Origin of the sequence: Lutibacter sp., from assembly GCF_030692605.1 — a bacterium.
Taxonomy (GTDB): domain Bacteria; phylum Bacteroidota; class Bacteroidia; order Flavobacteriales; family Flavobacteriaceae; genus Lutibacter.
Map to the genome: position 1 here is coordinate 40,258 of NZ_JAUYUD010000041.1, position 23,594 is coordinate 63,851.

The following is a 23,594-nucleotide window of genomic DNA, read 5'->3' on the forward strand; positions in this document are numbered from 1 at the left end:
CTATATTTGTGAGGTTTTTATTTTTAAGCTATGACCATACAAGAATTGTATAAATTGTACAGTATTAATTTTTTAGTTAATACCGATACTCGAAAAATTAGAAAAGGAAGCATTTATTTTGCCCTAAAAGGTAATAATTTTAATGGGAATAATTTCGCATTAGATGCTTTAAATAATGGTGCAGCATATGCAGTTATAGATGAAGAAATTGAGTCGCATTCCAATATCATAAAGGTAGATGATGTTCTTTCTACATTACAAAAATTAGCTAATTATCACAGAAAACATTTAAAAGCACCAATTATTTCGTTAACTGGTAGTAATGGAAAAACAACTACTAAAGAATTAATTTACGCGGTGCTAAGTACAACTTTTAACGCTACAGCCACTACTGGCAATTTAAACAATCATATTGGAGTTCCTTTAACCTTATTGGCTATGACTCCAAAAACTGAAATTGGAATTGTTGAAATGGGTGCAAACCATATAAAAGAAATTGAATTTTTAAGTTCTATTGCCGAACCTAATTTTGGCTACATTACCAATTTTGGCAAGGCTCATTTAGAAGGATTTGGAGGCGTTGAAGGTATAATTAAAGGAAAATCAGAATTATATGATTTTTTAAGAAATTCAAAAGGCACTGCATTTGTAAATGAAGACGACCCTCTTCAAGTTGAGAAATCTGAAGGAATAAAAACCATTCCTTTTAATTCTAGTGCGATTAAATTTATTGAAGCAGCACCATTTGTAAAAGTTGAATTTGATAAAGTGCAAATTAACAGTCAGCTTATTGGAAAATATAATTATTACAATATAGCAGCTGCAATTGCAATAGGCAACTATTTTAAAATAGAAACCTCTGCCATAAAAAATGCTATTGAAAATTATATTCCGAATAATAATCGCTCACAAATAATTCAAAAAGGAACGCTCAAAATAATTTTAGACGCATATAATGCCAACCCAAGTAGTATGGAAGCCGCTTTAGAAAATTTTAGTCAGTTGGAAGATTCAACTAAAATTATATTTTTAGGTGATATGTTTGAACTAGGAGAAACTAGTGAGGAAGAACATCAAAAAATTGCTGAATTAGCGACTTCTTTTAATTTTAAGCAGGTTTTTTTAATAGGAAAAGCATTTTCTACAACAAATGTAAAAAATGCTTTAATTTATGACAGTTTTGATTCCTTTAAAGATTCAAATAATTATATAAAATTAACTAATTCTACAATTTTAATTAAAGGATCACGCGGTATGGCTTTGGAACGAATTTTAGATCTTTTCTAATTTTAGTTGATTCCTATGATATGTTATTAAGCCATCTATTGGCCGCCTTATTATATCACCTAATTCAACCAAATAATAATGGGCTACGTCCTTAATTATATCCTGAGCAAAATAGGCTATTGACCCAACAAAATGTACTGGAACTTGACCTGACTCTTTGAAAGGAATGATTCTATTTTCAAAAAATTCTTTAATTCCCTTAGTCAATACTTTATTAAAATAAACATTTCTTTCATTTTTAAAAATGAATTCTGCGAATTGAGCCAAAAATGCATTTGGATTTTGTTCTTTATAAATATTTCTTTTAATGGTATCTGCTTCTAAATTAAACTGAGTTTCAAATTTAGCGGCAATGTCTTTTGGCATTTTATGATAGTAATAATCTCTTATTAATTTTTTTCCAAAATAATTTCCACTCGCTTCATCCATTAAAATATATCCTAACGAAGGTATTCTTACATCAACTTTTTCTCCATCAAAATAACAGCTATTAGAACCAGTTCCTAATATACAAACAATTCCAGGTTTTGTTGTTACTGCATAAACAGCTGCAAAAGTATCTTCTTTTACATCAACTTTTGCATTCACAAAAAATGATTCGAATACAGATTTTAAAAGCAATGTATTCTTTTCAGTTCCACAACCTGCACCATAGAAAAAAACATTTGTTACATTATCCTTGCAACTAGTTAAATCTTGATTTTCTTGAATTCTGCTTTTTAGTAATTCTGAACTCAAAATTTCTGGATTTAAACCTACGGTCCTAGTTTTAAATACTTGTTCACCAGTTTTATCTAGTAAAATCCAATCAGCTTTAGTGGAGCCACCATCTGCTATTAAAATCATTTCTTGTGATTTAATTTTATATTAATTACTTAACGTTTGCAATGTAAACTGCTAAATCTACCAATTTAGTAGAATATCCAAATTCATTGTCGTACCAAGCTACTAATTTAAAGAAATTATCATTTAAAGCAATACTTGCATCAGCATCAAAAACACTTGTTCTTGGTTCTGAAACAAAATCTTGTGAAACTACCGCCTCATCAGTATAACCTAGAACACCTTTTAATTCATTTTCCGAAGCATATTTTAAAGCTGCTTTAACTTCTTCAAAAGAAGCTGATTTTGCAGTTCTTACAGTCAAATCAACTACTGATACATCTGCAGTTGGTATTCTAAAAGACATCCCAGTTAATTTTCCATTCAACTCTGGAATAACTTTTCCAACAGCTTTTGCAGCACCTGTAGATGAAGGAATAATATTTGTCAAAGCGCTTCTTCCACCTCTCCAATCTTTTTTAGAAGGCCCATCAACTGTTAATTGAGTGGCTGTTGTTGCGTGTACAGTTGTCATTAATCCTTCAACAATTCCGAAATTATCATTAATAACCTTAGCTAATGGAGCTAAACAATTTGTAGTACAAGATGCATTTGATACAATAGTATTTGCAGCAGTAATTTCTTTGTGATTAACCCCCATTACAAACATTGGTGCATCAGCAGATGGTGCAGAAATTGCAACTTTTTTAGCTCCAGCAGTAATATGTTTTTGAGCACCTTCTAAACTTGTAAAAATTCCAGTACAGTCTAAAACTATTTCAGCGCCAACAGCATCCCATTTTAAATCTTCTGGGTTACGTTCTGCTGTAATTCTAATTTCATTTCCGTTAACTACTAAATTTCCGTTTTTAACTTCAACAGTTCCATCAAAACGACCATGAACTGAATCGTATTTTAATAAATACGCTAAGTGATCTACATCTAATAAATCATTAATTCCTACTACTTGTATTTCTGGTCTAGTAACAGCTACTCTAAAAGCAATTCTACCAATTCTACCAAATCCGTTAATTCCTATTTTAATTGTTGACATTTTGTTTATTGTTTAATTAATACTATTTATATAGAAGTGATTTCGGCTACTTTTAGTAGCTCTGGATCAATATCATTATTCATTTTTATTGCTTTGTTTAAGCCCACAGTTGAAACTTTATTATTGGTAATTCCAACCATTACACCAGTGGTTCTATCAAGCAAAGCTTCTACTGCAGCAACCCCTAACCTACTTGCTAAAACCCGATCATAACAACTCGGAGAACCACCTCGCTGCATATGTCCTAAAACAGAAACTCTAATATCATAATTTGGAAAATGTTCGGTAATATAGTCACCTAATTCGAATACATTTTTACCAATTTTATCTCCCTCAGAAACTACAACAATACTTGATGTTTTTCCCTTTTCTTTACTTTTATTCAAGGACTCTACCAATCTATCTAGTCCTAAATTCTTTTCTGGGATTAAAATTTCTTCAGCACCAGCTCCAATTCCAGAATTTAAAGCAATAAAACCAGCATCTCTACCCATAACTTCCACAAAAAATAAACGGTTATGCGAACTTGCCGTATCTCGAATTTTGTCAATAGCCTCAACAACAGTATTTAGTGCAGTGTCATACCCAATAGTATTATCAGTTCCATAAATATCATTATCAATTGTTCCAGGGATACCAACCAATGGAAAATTGAATTCTTCAATAAATTTCAAACCACCAGTAAAGGTACCATCTCCACCAATTAAAACCAAGGCACCAATCCCATTTTCAATTAAATGTTTGTGTGCTTTGAATCTTCCTTCTTCAGTTCTAAATTCAGCAGAACGTGCAGATTTTAAAATGGTTCCACCTTTGCTAATAATATTGCTTACATGACGTGCATTTAAAGTTTCAAAATCACCTTCAATTAAACCTTGATAACCTCTATAAACTCCAACACACTCCACTCTATAATAGGTACAAGCTCTAACAACGGCTCTAATGGCTGCATTCATACCTGGAGCATCTCCTCCAGAAGTTAATACAGCTATTTTTTTTATAGGTTCATTCATTTAATATAATTATTGTTCAAAAATACTCTTAAATGAGGTGTTTTCCAATTAAAACAAGCAATTTTAACTATATCGATTTCGTTTTTTTTATAAAAATTAAGAGATTTTGAAAATCTTCTAATTTTTAATTAATTAACTTATAATCAGTATCTTATTTCAATTAGTGAACTATAATTTTGTATTCCCAAGGTTTAAAGATATATTGTTTGCCCTTTTCTAGCATAAAATCTTTTTTCGTCATAAAATCAACTCCTTTTCCAACTTCTTCAAAAGTAAATTTTCTTTCATTTTTAGACAAGTTGGCCATAAACGTAATTTTTTGACCTTCTTTTTCTCTTGAAAAAGTTAAAATATTTTCGTTATCTGAAGAATTAATTTTTGTATAAGAAGCTGCATTTTTACCACCATGCAATGCTTTATTGTCAATTTTTAATACACTTAATTTCTCCATTAAAGGCCAAACTGTTCCTTTTGTTTTTACTATAGTGTCTTTTTCGAAAAAACGAAGCCTTTTATTCATATCATATTCCTGACCGCTATAAATTAGTGGCATTCCAGGTGTGCAATACGATAATGCTAACATTACTTCAGAAGCATCTCCCATTCTTTCTTTAACAGTTCCACTCCAAGAATTTTCATCGTGGTTAGTAATAAAATTCATTAATATATCATCCTTTTGATACATGGTCTCAATTTGAGTCATTCGCTCATCCCAATTTTTTACATTTTCTTTACCTTGAGCAATATGATTCATTTTGTGGTGCGTATCCCAACCATAGGCCATATCAAAACCAACCTCTAGCAATTCTGGTTCCCAAGCTTCTGCTAACATAAAAATTGGTTTAATGGACCTTAGTTCTTTAATTGTAGGTTCCCAAAAATCAATTGGTACCATTCCTGCCACATCGCATCTAAAACCATCAATATTTACTTCTTCAACCCAATATTTCATGTCTTTTAACATTTGAACACGCATTTCTTTGCTATCATAATTTAAATCGGCAACATCTGTCCAATCAGTTCCAACGGTGTGAGTAATTTCTCCATTATCATCTTTTGTATAATATTCTGGATGCTCTTTTAACCAAATGTGATCCCAACCAGTATGATTGGCAACCCAATCTAATATTACATACATTCCATTAGCATGAGCCACTTTTATTAAGTTTTTTACATCGTCTAAATTTCCAAATTCAGGGTTCACTTTGGTATAGTCTGAAATTGCATAATAACTACCTAAAGTACCTTTGCTTTTTGTTGTTGAAATAGGATAGATTGGCATTAACCATATTACTTTTACTCCAAGTTCTTTTAGTTGAGGAATGTCTTCAGTAAACTTATTGAAAGTTCCTTCAGGAGAATATTGACGAATATTTGCTTCATAAATGATTGCTGTTTCTAAAATTTCATTTGAAATTGGTGCAATTGAATCTAAATTTATTTGTGTGACCATTTCTTTTTTATTGTTACAAGAAGCCAGAATAGTTAAGGCAACTAAAAATATTGAATATTTCATTTTATATTATTTCTTTTGTTTTACACTTATTGCAAAGCCTCCACCTGGAGCTAATTTCATTTTTAATTTAGTTGATTTATTAACCTCAACTGAACGGATATTGTATGCTGTAGGATTGTTGTTCCAATGTGAATTAGGAGCATCTTCATAAATAATTGCTTCATACGATTGTTTATCATTCAAAAAACTAAAATCAACTGTAATTTCACGTTCATTTTCATCAGTAATTCCTCCTACAAACCAATTTTCGCTATTTTTCTCTTTTCTTGCAATTGTCACAAAATCACCAACTTCACCATTTAATACCACGGTCTTTTGCCAATCTACAGCAACATCACTTATAAATTGAAATGCTTTATTTCCTTCATAACTTTCAAGAATATCTGCAGCCATTTGAATTGGACTGTAAATAACAACGTACAAAGCTAATTGTTGAGCAAGTGTTGTATTTACTTGATTGTCTTTTTTATACTTATCAAATTTAATATCAAAAATTCCAGGTGTGTAATCTATAGGTCCAGAAAGCATTCTTGTAAAAGCAATAGTTGGTAAATGATTTGCAGGATTTCCACCATCAGAAGCCCAAGCGTTAAACTCTTGTCCTCGTAAACCTTCTCTAGAAATTGTATTAGGATAAGTTCTACGCAAACCGGTATCTTTAATTGGCTCATGTGCATTAATTGCCACTTGGTATTTTGCCGCTTTTTCTACTGTATTGTTATAATGATTAACCATATATTGCCCATGGTGATATTCACCTTTTGGCAAAATTTTACCAACATAACCTGTTTTTACAGAATGAATTCCTAAACTTTTCATTAATGCAAAAGCCGTATCTTGCTGTTTTGTATACGTTTCTGTTGCTGCAGAAGTTTCATGATGCATTATAATTTCTACCCCTTTTTCTTTTCCATAACGAACAACTTCTTTTAAATCGTAATCTGGATACGGAGTTACAAAATCAAAAACACCTTCTCTATCTTCAAAACCAATCCAATGTTCCCAACCAGTATTCCAACCTTCAACTAAAACAGCTCCAATATTATTTTTTGCTGAAAAATCTATATAAGCCTTTGCATTTTCTGTTGTTGCTCCATGCTTTCCGTGAGCTTTTGCTGCAGTTGTAAAAGAAGTCATATCTTGACTTCCTGCTCTATCCCAAGTAGATTTTCCTAAATGCATTTCCCACCAAATACCAGTATATTTTGTAGGTTTAAACCACGAAACATCACCAAGTTTGTTTGGTTCGTTTAAATTCAATATTAATTTTGAATCGATTAATTCTGTCGCTTTCTCCGCAATTTGAAGCGTTCTCCAAGGAGTTGTAAAAGGAACTGTTCTTTTAACTTTGTAGCCTGTTCTTTCAGAACCAACAAGCTCGCTTGTCATACCAAAAGTAACAGTATCAACTTTTAATGTCATATCAGAATAATCGATTAAAGCTGCTTCATGAAAACTTAAATGAACTCCATTTTCCATTCTCATTGTAACCGGAGTATTTACTGCATTTTCGGGAATATATGTTTGCGCTAAATTTGGATGATTTGCTTTTGAAAGCGCGTCAATTTCACTAAATAACGACTCGTTATACAAATGTTCGTAAATATCCCAATCTCCTGGCGCCCACCAAACCATATGGTCTGCCGTTAAATTGAACTGTGTATTTTCATCAGTAATAATTACATCTTTTAAATTTTCTTGTTCGGGAAATTCGTATCTAAATCCTAATCCATCATCAAAAACTCTAAAAACAATGTTTAATTTTCTTTTTAATTCTGATGTTTCTTGAAGCTCAATTTTAAGTTCGTTGTATTTGCTTTCAACATCTAATTGTTCGCCCCAAGGCATTTGCCAAACTTCTTCAAAATTTGAAGATGTTGCATTTATTATTTCAAAATTTTCACTTAATGAAGGTGCCTCTTTTAGATCGAAACCCATTGTTGATGTTTTTATAATATCACCATCTTTAAATGTAATATTATACGTAGGAATTCCTTTTTCGCTTAAACTAAAAGCTACTTTTATTTTTTCGTTAGGTGAAGTAACATTAGTCTCAAATTTTGATTTGGTTGAGCAACTGCCAAATACAATTGCGACCATTAACATTGTTAATTGAATATATTTCATGACTTTATTTTTTATGATTTTTATTTTCTAACAAAACAATACTGAATTCCGTGCTAATTTTTACCAAACCGTTTCTAACAGTTCCTTCTTTTCCTGAATACGCATCTAAAACTGTAGTTCCTTCAGCAAAAACATTACCTACTTTAATTTCCTTTGAGCCAACGGCCAAATCTAGCCCAACAACAACCTCATCTTTATAATTTTCATTTGAATATGTTCTTTGAAAAATATATGGTTGAGTGCTAATCAATTTATGCACTCCAGCGCCAACTGATGGATGATTGGCTCTAAATTTTCCTAATTTTTGCCAATGCTCCAAAATATCTTTAGTTTCCAAATTATTTTTGATGTCGTTCCAATTCATATTTGATCGTAAAGTTGCATCACCAACTGTACCTTCAATTATTAAAGTCCGTGCACTTTCATCCCCATAATAAACTTGAGAAGCTCCTGGCGTTAACAACAATTTAGTAGCAGATTCTTTAGATCTCTTACGTTCTTTATCAAATGGAGAACCGTCATCGTGTGAGCTTACATAATTTACAGTGCTTAAACCTTTTAATTCTCCATTTAAAATAGTTGAGTATTTAGAAAAAATAGCTTCATAATTATCATTTGCATTGTGTTTAAAATCGAAGTTTATTAAACTTTTAAATCCGTTTTCAAAATAGTTTACGTTTCTATCACCAAAATTAAAATTTTGTCCAGTGCTAATTCCATAATTATAAACTTCCCCAACCAAGTAAAAAGGATTATTATCCAAAACTTTTGTAGGATTATTGTTTTTCCATTGGGCGAACGCATAGTCACATTCTGTTTTAAAAACATTCCAAACACTTTCTTCGGTATGTTTTACTGTATCTGCCCTGTAACCATCTATTCCTAACTCAATAACATAATCGGTTAACCATTTTATAATATAATATTTTGGAGCTCTTGGATATCCGGTGCGCGCAAAAAAAGCATCTAATTCTTTTAATTCTTGCTCATAGCGTCCTTCTGCTTTCCATTTTTCAACTAAGTGCTTTGGTAATTCAACACTTTCTTCACTTTCAGTTTTAATGTCTGGTAAGTTTTTAACTAATGTACACGTAATTGTAGAATCGTAACTTTGATAATTACATTGCGGTTCTGTTCTCACCCAATTAGTTGGCCAAACTTGATCTTTTTCTGTAACCGGACCAGTATGATTAATTACACCATCTAAAATAATTCTAATTCCGTTTTTATGAGCTGTTTCAACTAAAACTTTTAAATCTTCTGTTGTTCCATAATTTGGATCTAATGTTGTCCAATCTTTGGTCCAATAACCATGAAAACCATATGATAAACCAGTTCCTTCATCAACGGCTCCATGAATTTGCTCAACAATTGGTGTAAACCAAATAGCATTTATTCCTAATTGGTTAAAATAGCCTTCTTCTATTTTTTTTGTAATTCCTTTAATGTCGCCACCTTCAAAACCTCGCAGTTTTCCAGTTTCTAAATTTCTATTGTAGTTTATGTCGTTCGAGGTATCTGCGTTATAAAAACGATCAGTTAGTAAAAAATATATATTGGCGTTTTCCCATAAAAATGGAGCTTCAAAAACCTTTGAACTTACAATACTGCTTTTATTTTTATGTGAACTACAAGCTGTTACAAATGTAAATAGTACTATTAAAAATATATTTTTCATTAATTCCTTAATTTAATTTTTATTGTTTTTTCTAAAGGTTTGTTAACTGTAATTAGAATTGCAACTGTTTTATTTTCGTTATTCCAAGTAAAATTAAACCCCTTCACTTTTTTTGGTTTTTTTGAAATATTATGAATGATTAAATTAATTTCTTTGGAAGAAAATTTATAATTAATCCCCATTTTTTGTTCAATTTCAATTTCTAAACAGTTATTCTTGAATTTACTTTCAAAATGTAAAATTTCATACATTCCTTTTTCAAATGCATTTGGAGTTTCTCCATCGTCATGGTATAATTTATCTTCACTTTCAACAACGCTTTCATCAAAATAAAAATGTAAATCGAAATTGTTTAAATTATACAGTGTTGTATTTTGAATGGATTTTATCATTGGAATAAAAGATCCTCCACGCACATAGGTTGGAATACTTTCTTCAACTAAATTAACCGTCATACTTTTTCCTCCTGCCACTTTTTCATCGGTGTAAAAATTAAACCAATTTGCATTTACTGGAAAAGTAACTTCTTGCTCTTTTATACCCGATTTCACCACTGGACTAACCAATATATTTGTTCCCCATAAATACGTTTTATCGGTGTTATAAATTTCATCATCCAATTCGTCTTCAAAAAATAATGGACGCATTAACGGTGTTCCGTTTTGACTATTTTCAAAAGCCAACGTATAATTATAAGGTAACATTTTATACCTTAACTCAATCGATTTTTTCGCAAGTGCTTTCGTTTTTTCTTCTCTAAAAATTGGTTCGCTTGGCACATCTTCTTGTGCGTGTGGTCTGTAAATTGGCTGAAAAACACCATATTGCAACCATCGTGTATATAATTCATCGTCCAAATTTGCACCTGCAAAACCACCTAAATCGGAATGCATATAACCCATTCCTTGCATTCCCATTTGCAACGCAATTTCAACTTGTGATTGCAGACCTCCCCAACTTCGACTAACATCTCCAGACCACGGAATTAAACCAAATTGCTGCGATCCAGAGTAACCTGCACGCATTAAAATAAAAGATCGTTGATTCGGAAAATGTTCTTTATAACCATCTGCAATTAATTTTGCCCAATAGTGTCCGTAAACATTATGAACCTCGTCTGCCGTTCCCGTTGCGTGTAATAAATCTGAAGGATGTACTTCTGGTTCTCCTAAATCTCCCCACCAACCTGCAACACCATAATCTGTAAATTTTTTATAAATATCCCAAAACCATTGTTTTCCTTCTGGTTTAAAAATGTCAATTATTCCTGTATTTCCAAAGTAAAAATCGTATGTATAAGGTTTCCCTTCTTTTGTTTTACCTAAAATATCCTTTTCTACTGCTTCATTCCATTTTGATGAAGTTGTTAATACAAAAGGTTCTGTAATTAAAACCGTTTTTACACCTTTCAATTTTAAATAATCAATCATTTTTTTTGGGTCTGGAAACGAATCTTTATCAAATTCAAAATTCCCCATAGTTCCTTTAATATCTTTTCCAAACCAATATAAATCCAGAATTATAGCATCAACAGGAATTTTTTCATCTATAAATTTATCAATTGTATTAATTACTTCTTTTTGAGAATGATACCCAAATCTGCTCGAAAAATTACCTAACGCCCAACGCGGAATTAAAGGTTGTCTTCCTGTTAAATAGGTATATTCAGAAACTAAATCGTTCCAATTATCGGCCGCAATTACTTGATAAACTTTTCTTCCACTTATAGTTTCATACGTTAATGTATTGTTCTTTTTACTATCTAAATCTAAAAATCCGATTGGCTCATTGTCGAAATGAATTGCATATTTTTTTGATGAAAAAACCAATGGCATTGTGTAATTCATTAATTCGGAATGCGTTTCGTAACCGTAATGAGCTTTATTGTACAATTCCAATTTGTACCCTCTTCTATTCATTCCTAAAGCGCGAGCTCCACCGCCATATAAAATTTCTTCAGAAGTTAAATTAAAATCTATTACTTCATTATCTTCATTTTTTATATATCCTTTTCTTTCAGAAATTAAAAACTTGTTTTTATATGAATAGAAAATTTGAAAAGGACTTTTAGTAATTTGAACAGAAATTCCGGAGGTAATTATTTGAATTGAATTCTCATTCTCCAAAATTTTAAACTTATCTTCAATAGGTTTTAAAACTACTGCGTGTGAGATTGGATTGAATATTTCTCCATTTGGAATAAATGAAGTTTCAATAATTTGATTAGAATAGGATTGAATACGATAAAAACCGTCGGTTGTTTTAATTGCTACATAACCGTCTTTTTCCACTAAACTTATAAACTCACGATCTTTATTTTGGGCATTTAAAGAAACCCCAATTTGTAGTAATAAAAAAAAATAGGTTTTGATAAAATTCATTTATTCGTTTTTTAGTAAAAATTGAACAGGAATTTTAAATCGTTGATTCCAAGAATTCTCAGAATGGTCGTGTCCTTCAAATTTCATATTTTGAGCATTTGTTAGGTCAAATCCTTTAGATTTAAGCACTTCATCTACTCGATGTTGATATGGTAAATAATACTCATCTAAGGTATTTGTACCATAATCAAAGTAAATTTTATGCGTTTTTGGCGAAGGTAATTTTTGAGTTAAATAGGTAAAGAAAGTTTCTGGAATTGGACTATTATCTTGTGGCATAAATCCAATCCAATGTGTAGATAAACATGCTGCTCCTCCAAATATTTGAGGATATTCGCACAACGCATACATTGAAATTAAGCCTCCCATACTTGAACCAGAAATAAATGTATTTTCGGCATTTGTAAAAACAGAAAAATTACTATCAATAAATGGTTTTACCTCTTCAACAATAAACTTTAAATAATTGTCTGATTGTAATCCTTTAAAATCGGTACCAAATTGTTTTTCCGTAGTTTTATAAATTGAATCTTTAAATTTTTGAGGTAATAAATCAAATGGTTTTTGCGGATAATAATCAGAGTGTCTAATATCTGAATGATTCCAAATTGCAACCACAATACAATTTCTAATTTTTGATGAATCTATTAAGCTTCCAATAATTTCATCAACTTTCCATTCTTGTTTATTCCAAGTTGTTTCGGCATCAAACAACATTTGACCGTCGTGCATATATAGTACAGCGTACTTTTTATTTTCGGAATAATTAACAGGCAACCAAACATCTACATTTCTAGCTCTCACATATTGAGAAGGAAAATTTATAATACTTTTAATAGTACCTGATTCTAAATTACCTTTATAATCTGTTACTACAATTCCTGTTTTTTCTACACTTTTTACATGCATTTTTTTACAAGAATACAACAATCCTAGAAGACTAAATAAAATACATAACCGTTTCATTGTCTTAGATTTTTGTAGTTAAAACAAGTACACCCTTTGCATTTAGATTTAATGAATTTCCCCAACTAAAAGTTTCTCCTGTATCAATATTTTTTACCAGTTTACCCTTTAAACCAACTTCTTCAAATCTGTTTAAATCAATACTAACTTCATCATTTTTGGTTAAAATAACAGTTACTATTTCATCGTCCAAAATTCTAAACAATACATATACCCCATTGTCCGGTGCAAAATGAATGGTTTTACCTTGATGGATAGCTTTGCTATATTTACGATAATTTAATAGCTTTTTTAAATACAATTGCATTTCCAATTGCTTGTCTGTTAATCCTTTTCCAGTAAATGCGTTTACCTTATCGTCTTTCCATCCACCTGGAAAATCGGTTCTTCTTAATCCATCATCACCAGGTTTGGCACTATTTTCAATCAATACTTCAGTTCCATAATACAATTGAGGAATTCTTGGCAATACAAGCAAATAACCCAATGCCATTTTGGTATTTACCACATTTTCTTTTAATTGGGTGAAAATTCGATCCATATCATGGTTGTCTGGAAAAATCATAATCGTACTTGGATTATGGTAATAAAAATCATTTGCCAATCCTTCATACATTTTTACAAACCCAGTCCCCCAAGTTTCCTTTTCATTTAACCCATCAACAATTAATTTTTGCATAGCAAAATCCATCGTAGAGGATAAATTAGAATCATAACCATCTTTATTTTTTGCTCCATCTTGCCAATAACCAATAAGTAATGGGTTAAGGCTCCATTCCTCACCAACTATGCTAAAATTTGGATATTCATTCATAATAGCGCCTGCCCATTTAGACATAAATTGTTTATCGGAATACGGATAGGTATCTTGCCGAATACCGCCCAAATCCAGTGTTTCTATCCACCAAATACTATTTTGAATCAGGTACGTTGCTAAAAATTGATTTTTTTGGTTCAAATCAGGCATTGTTGGTACAAACCAACCATCGTTCATTAAATTTTTATCTTTAATGGAAGCGTAATTATCTTGATTGGTAGTACGTCTATGATTTGTAGTTATTAATTTTCCCTTCAAAAATTGGTCTTGATAATTTATCCAATTATTATAAGGTAAATCTTTCATCCACCAATGTTCGCTCCCAATATGGTTTGCCACTTGATCCATAATTAATTTTAACCCGTTCTCTTTCGATTTTTGGCTCAATTGTATGTATTCATTTAATGTTCCAAAACGTGGGTCAACCTCATAAAAATCAGTCATTGCATACCCATGATATGATTGTGATTTCATATCATTTGTTAACACAGGAGTTGGCCAAATGGCTGTAAATCCCATTTCACTTATATAGTTTAGTTTATTGGTAATACCAACAATATCCCCACCATGTCTTGCATAATCATGGGTTCTATCAATTTTCTGTTCATTTAAACCTTTTACTGCATCGTTAGCTTCATTTCCATTTACAAATCGATCTGGCGTAATTAAATAAACCACATCTGAACTGTTAAAACCTTCCCTTTTCTCAGAATTTATGTCTCTTTTCTTTAATTCATAATTTACCGAAAAATTATTTCGTTTTCCTTTTTTTGAAAAGTCTATTTTAAAAATTCCAACTGCTGCTTTTGAAAAATCAACTGTTAAAAATAGATAGTTAGGGTTTTCGGCCTTAACAACATTTTTTAACAACACACTTTCATTTTTTATAGAAGGTGTAAATTCACTAATATTTTTTCCATAAACAAGAAGTTCAACCTGATTATGTTTCATACCAGCCCACCAATATGGGGGTTCAATTTTTTCAATTTGTTGCCCACGAATGGTTAACCCAACAAATAATAAAAAAAGAAAACTACTATTTTTCATCTTTGTACTGTTTTGTAACATAAATTCTCGTTTGTACGGAAATGACAATTATAAATTAAACTTCAACCAATTGATTTGACGGAACTGTAATTGGTTTATTATTTACAATTAATTTCAGTTCTTTTCCTGATTCATTTAAGAATTTACAATCTGTTTGACTTTTATAAACTTTAATAATGGTACCTCTAAAATTAATAGTAAAAGAATACGATTTCCATTCAGCTGGAATTTGAGGATTAAAGCTTAAAATACCATCTTCCCAAACGCGCATTCCACCAAAACCTTGTACAACAGCCATCCAAGTACCTGCCATACTTGTAATGTGGCAACCTTCGTGTACTTCGTGGTTGTAATCATCTAAATCTAAACGAGCTGTTCGTAAATATTGTTCATACGCTTTTGGCATTCTATCAATAGATGCAGCTAAAATTGAATGTACACAAGGTGATAATGACGATTCGTGAACAGTTAAAGGTTCGTAAAAGTCGAAATGTCGTTCTAATTCTTCTTTGCCAAATCTGTTTTCGAACAAGAACATTCCTTGCAAAACATCGGCTTGTTTTATGTAACATGAACGAAGAATTCTATCCCATGACCATTTTTGATTGATTGGCCGTTCAGATTTTAACAAATTGGCAACTGGAATTAATTCTTTATCTAAAAAGCTATCTTGTTGCAAATACACATTTTTTTCTTCACTAAACGGAAAATACATTCCATCAGCCACTTTTAACCATTCACTTATTTCTTGTACTGTTAAATTAGTTTTATCAAGTATACGCTTATAATCATTTTTATATTCACTTTTAACTTTATGAATACTTTCAACAGCATATTCAATACACCATTTTGCCAAATAATTAGTGTAAAAGTTATTGTTTACATTATTTTCATATTCATTTGGTCCGGTTACTCCAAGAATTACATATTTCCTTTTTAATTCAGAAAAATTAGCTCTTTGATGCCAAAACCGGGCAACCCCAATCATAACTTCTAATCCATATTTTGGAACGTATTCAAAATCTTGGGTGAAATTTACATAGTTGTAAATACCATAAATCATTGCACCATTTCTATGAATTTCTTCAAAGGTTATTTCCCATTCGTTATGACATTCTTCGCCGTTCATTGTAACCATCGGATACAATGCAGCTCCGTTTTTAAAACCTAATTTTGAAGCATTTTCAATGGCTTTTTCTAAATGATTGTAGCGATAAAGCAATAAATTTTTTGCAACACTTGCATCTTTAGTTGCCATATAAAATGGTATACAATACGCCTCAGTATCCCAATAGGTACTTCCTCCATATTTTTCACCCGTAAAGCCTTTTGGACCAATATTTAAGCGTGCATCTGTACCCAAATAGGTTTGATTTAATTGAAAAATATTAAATCTTATTCCTTGCTGCGCTTTTATATCGCCTTCAATAATTATATCGGCTGTTTTCCATATTTCTTTCCATGCATTTACTTGAGATTGTAATAAAGCTTCAAAACCAATTTCTTTAGCCATTTGCACATTTTTTATGCCAACAGCTAAAAGTTCTTCATTTTTATAGTTTAAAGAACTTACATAACTACCAAATTTATAAATTGTAGCCGTTTCTCCTTTATTTACTTTTAAATTGTATGAATAAGTGAGTTTTTTTTCTTCTACGAGGTTAGTTTGAGAAACTTCGACCTTTGTATTATTAATGGCAAAAGAAACTTGCATTGCAGTTGCAACGTAGAATTCCGTTTTTAAGGTTTTTGCTAAAATACTCCCATTATTTTGACCTTCGACAATTTTCAAGGTTTCCCAAAAATGTTCATCGTAATTTGAATCTTCATTTACAATTCCAGCATCTAAATAAGGTGAAAATATAATTTCTCCTGAAAAATTTAATGCTTTCACTGAATATTCTATTGCACCAACTTCATCATATTTTACACTTATAAAACGTTTAGTTGTTACTTGAATATTTTCACCTGCTGGAAGAATTGCATTGAAAGAACGACTTAACCACCCTTCTTTCATATTTAATTCTCTTCTAAAATTGGAAACTTTACAACTATTTAAATCAAGGCTTGTTTGATTGATTTGAATGTGAATTCCAATCCAATTTGGTGCATTTAACACTTTCGCAAAGTACTCTGGATAACCATTTTTCCACCATCCAACTCTTGTTTTATCTGGATAATAAATACCTCCAATATAACTTCCTTGAAAAGTTTTTCCAGAATAATCTTCTTCAAAATTGGCTCGTTGCCCCATAGATCCATTACCAATACTAAACAAACTTTCAGATGCTTTTACATTATCAACATCAAAGCCTTCTTCAATCACAGACCATTCATTTGCAATTATATAATTCTTATTCATTTTCTTATTTCATTACATTTTTTAAAAAATCCATTGTAAAGCCAGCAGTATCTTTTAACACATACGTAGCTTTACCTAATAATTCGGCATCACCAATACCAATACTTATCATTTTTGCAGCATTTGCAGCTTCAACACCAGCAATGGCATCTTCTACAACAACACAATTCTCTGGTTTCATATTTAATTTTTTTGCTCCAATTAAAAATACTTCAGGATCTGGTTTTGCTTTTGAAACATCATTTCCATCAACAATAGCAGTAAATCTATTTAAAAGACCCACTTTTTCTAAAATTAATGGTGCATTTTTACTTGCTGAACCTAAAGCATATTTTATATTATTGGCATCTAAATAATCTAACAAATTAGTAATACTTGGTAAAATTTCGTCAGCCGTCATTTTATTTACAAACTCCAAATATTCTAAATTTTTTGAAATTAGGAGTTTTAATTTTTCTTCTTCAGATAGGGTTACTTTTCCTATTTCTAATAAAATTTCTAACGATCTAACTCTACTAACTCCTTTTAATAATTCATTGTGTTCTTCAGTAAAAACAAAACCTAATGAATCTGCCAAATTTTTCCATGCTAAAAAATGATACTTCGCAGTATCTACTATTACACCATCTAAATCAAATATAAATGCTATTTCCTTTTTCATTTTTAATTATTTGCAATAAGTACAGTGTCATCAACATCTTTTACTTTTGTTACTAAGGCTGCTGCAATTAATAAAGAAACTCCACTAATTATTAATGCAAATATTGGGTTTCCACCATATAAATATTTAACCATTAAACCGCCAATTAATGCATTGATTATTTGTGGCAAAACAATAAAGAAGTTAAATATCCCCATATAAACACCCATTTTTTTAGCCGGTATTGAACCTGCTAAAATGGCATACGGCATGGCTAAAATACTTGCCCAGGCAATTCCAATTCCGAACATTGATAAGAATAACCAGTTTTCATTTGGCACAAAATAAATAGAAATAAGACCTAATCCTCCGCATATTAATCCAATTGCATAGGTCATTTTTCTACCTATTTTTTTAGCAATCGCTGGTAAAAAGAAAGCATACACTGCTGAAACAGCATTGTAAACACCGAAAAGTATTCCAACCCAATCACCAGCTACTTGGTAAGCATCACCGTGATCATCTAATGATAAACCGTACACATGATGAGCAATTGCTGGAGTTGAAAACACCCACATGCCGAATAATCCGAACCATGAGAAAAATTGAACTGAGCTCAATTGTTTCATTGTTAGCGGCATTTTCTTAAAATCAGTGAAAATATCAAGTAAACTAGATTCTTTCTCATCTTCTTGTTCTTCATCCTTACTAAACTGAGCAATTTCATCAGGAGAATATTCTTTGGTTGTAAATACCGTTATTAATATACTTCCAACCAAAACTAATGCCCCTATTATAAAAGACAGTAATAAATTTGTTGGCACTTCACCAGGTTGAGCTTCATTTAAAACTCCGAACCAGTTTGTTAAAACATAGGGTAGCCAAGAACCTATTACAGCACCAATTCCTATTAATACTGTTTGAATACTGAACCCAAGGGTTCTTTGATCTGAAGGTAAAACATCCGCAACTAACGCTCTAAATGGTTCCATTGCTACATTAAATGAAGCATCCATAATCATAAGCATCCCAGCTCCTACCCATAATGCGGGTAAAAAAGCCGTAAACATATCAGCATTTGGCATTAAAACTAAACCCATTGATGCTAACAATGCTCCACTCAAAAAATAGGGGCGTCTTCTTCCTAATCTAGTCCAAGTTCTATCACTATAATAACCAATAATGGGTTGAACAATTAAGCCTGTTAAGGGTGCTACAATCCAAAACCAAGATAATTCGTGAACATCGGCACCAAAAATTTGTAAAATTCTACTTGCGTTTGCATTTTGTAGTGCAAAGCCCATTTGAATTCCAAGAAATCCGAAACTTAAGTTCCAAATATCCCAGAAACCTAGTTTCCGTTTTTCCATAAAAAAGTATTAATATATTAATATCAAACAGGCTAATATAACCTATTTAATTTTTGTGAAGTGTGAAATATAGTAGATGTAAAATTGCTTTTACTCTACAAATATATAAATTAAAATTACTATTTTTTACTTTTTTGAACTGAAAAAAAAGTAATGACTTTATCGAAGTCAGTACTATAACCTTTGCGTAAGTCTCAAATTTTAACAACTTTTTTTATGAGTAAAATGAATAAATCAATTTATCAGTTTATTTGTGTTGAATTCCTAACTTTCAGGTCTGGAGAAATAACCACTTTTTGAAACTCTAAATTTCCTTCAGTTTCAATTCTATCAATGAGCAATTCTGCTGCTTGTTTCCCCATTAAAAATCCGTGTTGCTCTACAGATGATAACGATGGGGAAGTAAACTCAGAAATTAAACCACTTGTAAAACCTATTATTGCTAAATCTTTTGGTACGTTTAACCCTCTTTCTTTAGCTATTTTTAAAGCAGTAGCAGCGTAAATTTCATTAACAGCTAAAATAGCATCTGGTGGATTTGTTACAAAAAGAACTTTTTTAATTTGTTCATAGGTGTTTAATTTTTCATCAATTTTAAAAATTAAAGAATCATCAATTTCAATATTATTACTTTTTAATGCTTTTTTAAAACCTTCTTTTCTTAAAGAACCAACTGAAACATAATCTTTTGTGGTAATTAGGGCTATTCTTTTAGCTCCTAATTCTATTAAATGATTTGTTGCTTTAAACGCACCTCCTACATCATCTATAATTACCTTATCACACTCTAATTCTTCTATTATTCTGTCAAACAAAACTAATGGGAAATCATCTTTCAATAGTGCTTCAAAATGATGATAATTTTGTAATTCTTGTGTTTCTCTGGACAATGAAACAATTAAACCATCTACACTTCCGTTGGTTAGAACACCAATATTAGAAACTTCTTTTTGAAAAGATTCGTTGGAAATACAAACCATAACTGAATACCCTTTTTCATTTGCATATTTTTCAATTCCCTCTATTACCGTAGAGAAAAAATGATGTACAATTTCTGGAATAATTACTCCAATTACTGAGGTTCTTTGATTACGAAGCTGTAACGCTAAACTATTTGGTTTATAATTGTAATAATCTGCAAAAGCCTTAATTTTAGACCTTGTTTCTTCACTTATTTCATGACTATCTTTTAACGCTTTTGAAACCGTGGATATAGACACACCAAATTCTTTTGCAATATTCTTTAAGGTAATTCTAGGTTTCATTTTATTTTTAATTTCTGCTTTACAAATATAACTTTTCTAATTAAAATTGACTCTTTTCCATTTAACAATTCCTTTTTTATGCGTTTAAAACAGTAAAAATGATCAAATAACTGTTTTGATCTTAAATAAACAAAAAAAAAAGCAAACCACTCCAACGTTTGAGTTGAAAAGTTACAAACACGAAAACGTTTGCGAAAAATCAAAAGTGATATTTATCATAAAAAAAAGGTCATTTTCCATATAAATTCACAACGTGAAACGTGAATAATAGTAGATTTTTTTAACAAACCTTAATTATTAATTAACTTAAAATAAATGAAAAATTTTAAATTTTTATTGATTAATGTCATGCTTCTTTTTCCGATGATAATGTTTGGTCAACAAACTATTACGGGAAAAGTTACAGAAGCATCTGGTGGCGAAGCGTTACCGGGCGTTGACATTATAATTAAAGGAACTACCAGAGGTGTTAGTACCAATTTTGACGGTAACTACATTTTAGAAAATGTTGCCAAAGGTGATGTTTTGGTTTTTTCCTTTCTAGGATTTAACAAACAGGAGATTATTGTTGGTACTAACAGAGTTATCAACGTTTCACTTGTAGAAGATGCGCAGGCATTAGATGAAATAATACTAATTGGTTATGGTTCTACTACTGTAAAAGATGCTACTGGATCTGTAGCAGCAATTACTTCAAAAGATTTTAATAAGGGAAATATTGTTACTCCTGCAAGTTTAATTACCGGTAGAGTTGCTGGTGTAAATATAACTAGTGATGGAGCACCTGGAGGTGGAAGCACAATTAGAATTAGAGGAGGATCTTCTTTGGGAGCATCTAATGACCCTTTAATTGTAATAGACGGATTACCAATCTCTAATTCAACAGCTGGTGGATCAGCTTCTATTTTAGCCTCTTTAAATCCAAATGATATTGAATCATTTTCTGTATTAAAAGATGCCTCTTCAACTGCTATTTATGGATCAAGAGCGTCAAACGGGGTAATTATAATTACTACTAAAAAAGGGAAGAAAGACTTTCAAGTTGATGTAAACTTTAAATCTGGTTACCAAACATTAGCCGATAAAATAGATGTCTTTAGTGCCGCTGATTATAGAAACCTAATTACAACAAGAGTTGCTGCTGGTCAAACTGGAATAAAAGTAGCTCAATTAGGAAATGCAACTACAGATTGGCAAAATGAAATTTATCAAGAAAAATTTACCTTCGATCAAAACATTTCTTTAAGTGGAGCGCTATTAGATAACTTACCTGCCCGTTTATCTATTGGTAACACTATACAACCTGGGTTAAGAAAAACTTCAAAATTTGAAAGAACATCTGCAACTTTAAACTTAAACCCTACTTTTTTTAAAGAAAGTTTAAAAGTTAATTTTAACGCTAATGTTAGTTCTGAATCAAATAGATTTGCCGATGGTGTTGAAGGAGCTGCACTTAATTTTGACCCTACTCAACCTGTATATGACACAACTTCTCCTTTTGGAGATTTTTTTGAATACCATACAAATGGAGAGCCAAATAATGCACCTAGAAATCCTGTTGCTAGTTTAATGCAACGCAACAATTCAAGTGTTGTAGATAGACTATTTGGTAATGTCGAATTCGATTATAAATTTAATTTTTTACCTGAATTAAGAGCAGTTTTAAACTTAGGTTATGATAAATCAAGTGGAACTGGCTCTAACATTTTATCTACAGAAAGTATTAATGGTTTTAGACCCGCAATTAATACACCTTTCTTAGGATCAAATTCAGGTTATACAAGTGAAAGAAAAAACACATTATTAGATGCTTATTTAGTTTATAATAAAGAATTAGCCGATATTAAAATTGAAGCTACTGCAGGTTATTCTTATCAAAAATTTGAAGGTGAAGATTTTAACACAGGAAATAAAATAGATCCAGATTCTGAATCGGATGTTAATACACATCCCGATGTTGTTTTAATTGGTTTCTTTGGAAGAACTAACCTTAGTTTCTTCGATAAATATCTTTTAACATTATCTTATAGAAGAGACGGAACATCAAGATTTAATAAAGACAATAGATGGGGTAATTTCCCAGCTGCTGCGTTGGCTTGGAAAATTAATGAAGAAGATTTTCTAAAAGATTCTAACATTATTTCAACATTGAAATTACGTTTAGGTTGGGGTATTACAGGCCAGCAAGACATTCCAGCATCTTATGCTTATTTAGGAAGACATTTAACAGGTGATGCAGTTTCTCAATACATTTTTGGTAGCACTCCTATTATAGTTGGAATTCCTCAATCGAGATTTGAAGCTATTAAATGGGAAGAAACAACAACTTACAATGCTGCATTTGATTTTGGTTTATTCAACGACAAAATTAAAGGTTCAGCAGAGGTTTATTTAAAAGAATCTAAAGACTTACTAGCAAATGTTGCTGTATCTGATGGTTCTAACTTTAGCAATGCAGGATGGCAAAATATTGGTCAATTTACTTCTAAAGGTATTGAGTTTTCTATTGGTGCTGATGTTGTATCAAATGACATCTTTAATTGGAATTTAAATTATAATGTAAATGTTAATCGTACTGAAATTGATGCTTTAGCGTTAGGCCAAGACATTGAAGTTGGTGGTATTGCAGGTGGAACAGGATCAAGAATTCAGTTACATAGAGAAGGTTTCTCACCATATTCTTATTATGTATACAAACAATTATATGATGAAGCAGGAGCACCAATTGAAGGAGCTTATGCAGACATAAATCAAGATGGTAAATTAAACTTAAGCGATAGATACATTTACAAAAAGCCAAGTGCAGACATTACGATGGGCTTACAATCTAGTATGAATTATAAAAACTTTGATTTATCGTTCAATTTAAGAGCTAGTATTGGAAATTATATGTACAATAATCTGAATTCAAATAGAGCTCAATACAATAATTTACAAGCTACAACGGCTTTAGGAAATTTACCAACAAGTGTTTTAGCCTCTAATTTTGTTGAAACAAGTAATGTTCTAATCTCAGATTATTTTATTGAGAATGCTTCATTCCTTAAAATGGACAACTTAACTTTTGGATATACCTTTAGTAAATTCAATAAAGATTTATCAAGTATTTATCTTTGGGGAGGAATCCAAAATGTATTTACCGTAACTAATTACAGTGGATTAGATCCGGAAATCTATGGAGGAATCGACAACACCATATATCCAAGAGCAAGAACATTCTTGATGGGTGCTAACATTAAATTTTAATAA

15 protein-coding genes are annotated in these 23,594 nt (G+C 31.1%); 2 read left to right on the top strand and 13 right to left on the bottom strand.

The genetic code is table 11. From position 1 onward, the window contains the following. The first annotated feature begins 30 nt into the window (after window positions 1–30). A complete protein-coding gene (gene murF / locus Q8S45_RS03730; protein ID WP_305601371.1) occupies window positions 31–1,287 on the top strand; it encodes a UDP-N-acetylmuramoyl-tripeptide--D-alanyl-D-alanine ligase in 1,257 nt (418 codons plus the stop codon). Here murF and Q8S45_RS03735 read toward each other — a convergent pair. From Q8S45_RS03735 to Q8S45_RS03795, 13 genes are all read right to left on the bottom strand, one after another. Continuing rightward, window positions 1,273–2,133, bottom strand: coding sequence for an N-acetylglucosamine kinase (locus Q8S45_RS03735; RefSeq protein WP_305601372.1), 861 nt, complete (start codon window positions 2,131–2,133; stop codon window positions 1,273–1,275). The genes murF and Q8S45_RS03735 overlap by 15 nt on opposite strands. 25 nt (window positions 2,134–2,158) lie before the next feature. Then, window positions 2,159–3,163, bottom strand: coding sequence for a type I glyceraldehyde-3-phosphate dehydrogenase (gap, locus tag Q8S45_RS03740; protein WP_305601373.1), 1,005 nt, complete (start codon window positions 3,161–3,163; stop codon window positions 2,159–2,161). A gap of 26 nt (window positions 3,164–3,189) precedes the next feature. After that, window positions 3,190–4,176: a 6-phosphofructokinase gene (gene pfkA, locus Q8S45_RS03745; protein WP_305601374.1), complete on the bottom strand. Its 987-nt coding sequence runs from the start codon at window positions 4,174–4,176 to the stop codon at window positions 3,190–3,192. A gap of 160 nt (window positions 4,177–4,336) precedes the next feature. Further along, a complete protein-coding gene (locus Q8S45_RS03750; protein WP_305601375.1) occupies window positions 4,337–5,692 on the bottom strand; it encodes an alpha-amylase family glycosyl hydrolase in 1,356 nt (451 codons plus the stop codon). A gap of 6 nt (window positions 5,693–5,698) precedes the next feature. Next, window positions 5,699–7,819 carry a glycoside hydrolase family 97 protein gene (locus tag Q8S45_RS03755; RefSeq protein WP_305601376.1) on the bottom strand — a complete coding sequence of 707 codons (2,121 nt, stop codon included), beginning with the start codon at window positions 7,817–7,819 and terminating at the stop codon, window positions 5,699–5,701. Between the two features lie 4 nt (window positions 7,820–7,823). Further along, window positions 7,824–9,497, bottom strand: a complete 1,674-nt coding sequence (locus tag Q8S45_RS03760) for an alpha-amylase family glycosyl hydrolase (RefSeq protein ID WP_305601377.1) — start codon at window positions 9,495–9,497, stop codon at window positions 7,824–7,826. Then, on the bottom strand, window positions 9,497–11,878 hold the full coding sequence (locus tag Q8S45_RS03765; RefSeq protein WP_305601378.1) for a TIM-barrel domain-containing protein: 2,382 nt from the start codon (window positions 11,876–11,878) through the stop codon (window positions 9,497–9,499). The genes Q8S45_RS03760 and Q8S45_RS03765 overlap by 1 nt, the downstream gene beginning before the upstream one ends. Continuing rightward, complete coding sequence (locus tag Q8S45_RS03770; RefSeq protein WP_305601379.1) at window positions 11,879–12,787, bottom strand: alpha/beta hydrolase; 909 nt, start codon at window positions 12,785–12,787, stop codon at window positions 11,879–11,881. A gap of 61 nt (window positions 12,788–12,848) precedes the next feature. Next, complete coding sequence (locus tag Q8S45_RS03775) at window positions 12,849–14,708, bottom strand: glycoside hydrolase family 13 protein (protein WP_305601380.1); 1,860 nt, start codon at window positions 14,706–14,708, stop codon at window positions 12,849–12,851. 55 nt (window positions 14,709–14,763) lie between these two features. Next, a complete protein-coding gene (locus Q8S45_RS03780) occupies window positions 14,764–17,070 on the bottom strand; it encodes a family 65 glycosyl hydrolase domain-containing protein (protein WP_305601381.1) in 2,307 nt (768 codons plus the stop codon). Window positions 17,071–17,074: 4 nt separating this feature from the next. Further along, the gene (gene pgmB, locus Q8S45_RS03785; protein ID WP_305601382.1) at window positions 17,075–17,731 is read right to left on the bottom strand and encodes a beta-phosphoglucomutase; all 657 of its coding nucleotides are present in this window, start codon (window positions 17,729–17,731) and stop codon (window positions 17,075–17,077) included. Window positions 17,732–17,733: 2 nt separating this feature from the next. Then, complete coding sequence (locus tag Q8S45_RS03790; protein WP_305601383.1) at window positions 17,734–19,080, bottom strand: MFS transporter; 1,347 nt, start codon at window positions 19,078–19,080, stop codon at window positions 17,734–17,736. Between the two features lie 242 nt (window positions 19,081–19,322). Continuing rightward, a complete protein-coding gene (locus Q8S45_RS03795) occupies window positions 19,323–20,345 on the bottom strand; it encodes a LacI family DNA-binding transcriptional regulator (protein WP_305601384.1) in 1,023 nt (340 codons plus the stop codon). 315 nt (window positions 20,346–20,660) lie between these two features. On the opposite strand from Q8S45_RS03795, the gene Q8S45_RS03800 reads away from it, so the two are divergent. Then, complete coding sequence (locus Q8S45_RS03800; RefSeq protein WP_305601385.1) at window positions 20,661–23,591, top strand: SusC/RagA family TonB-linked outer membrane protein; 2,931 nt, start codon at window positions 20,661–20,663, stop codon at window positions 23,589–23,591. Window positions 23,592–23,594: the final 3 nt, after the last annotated feature.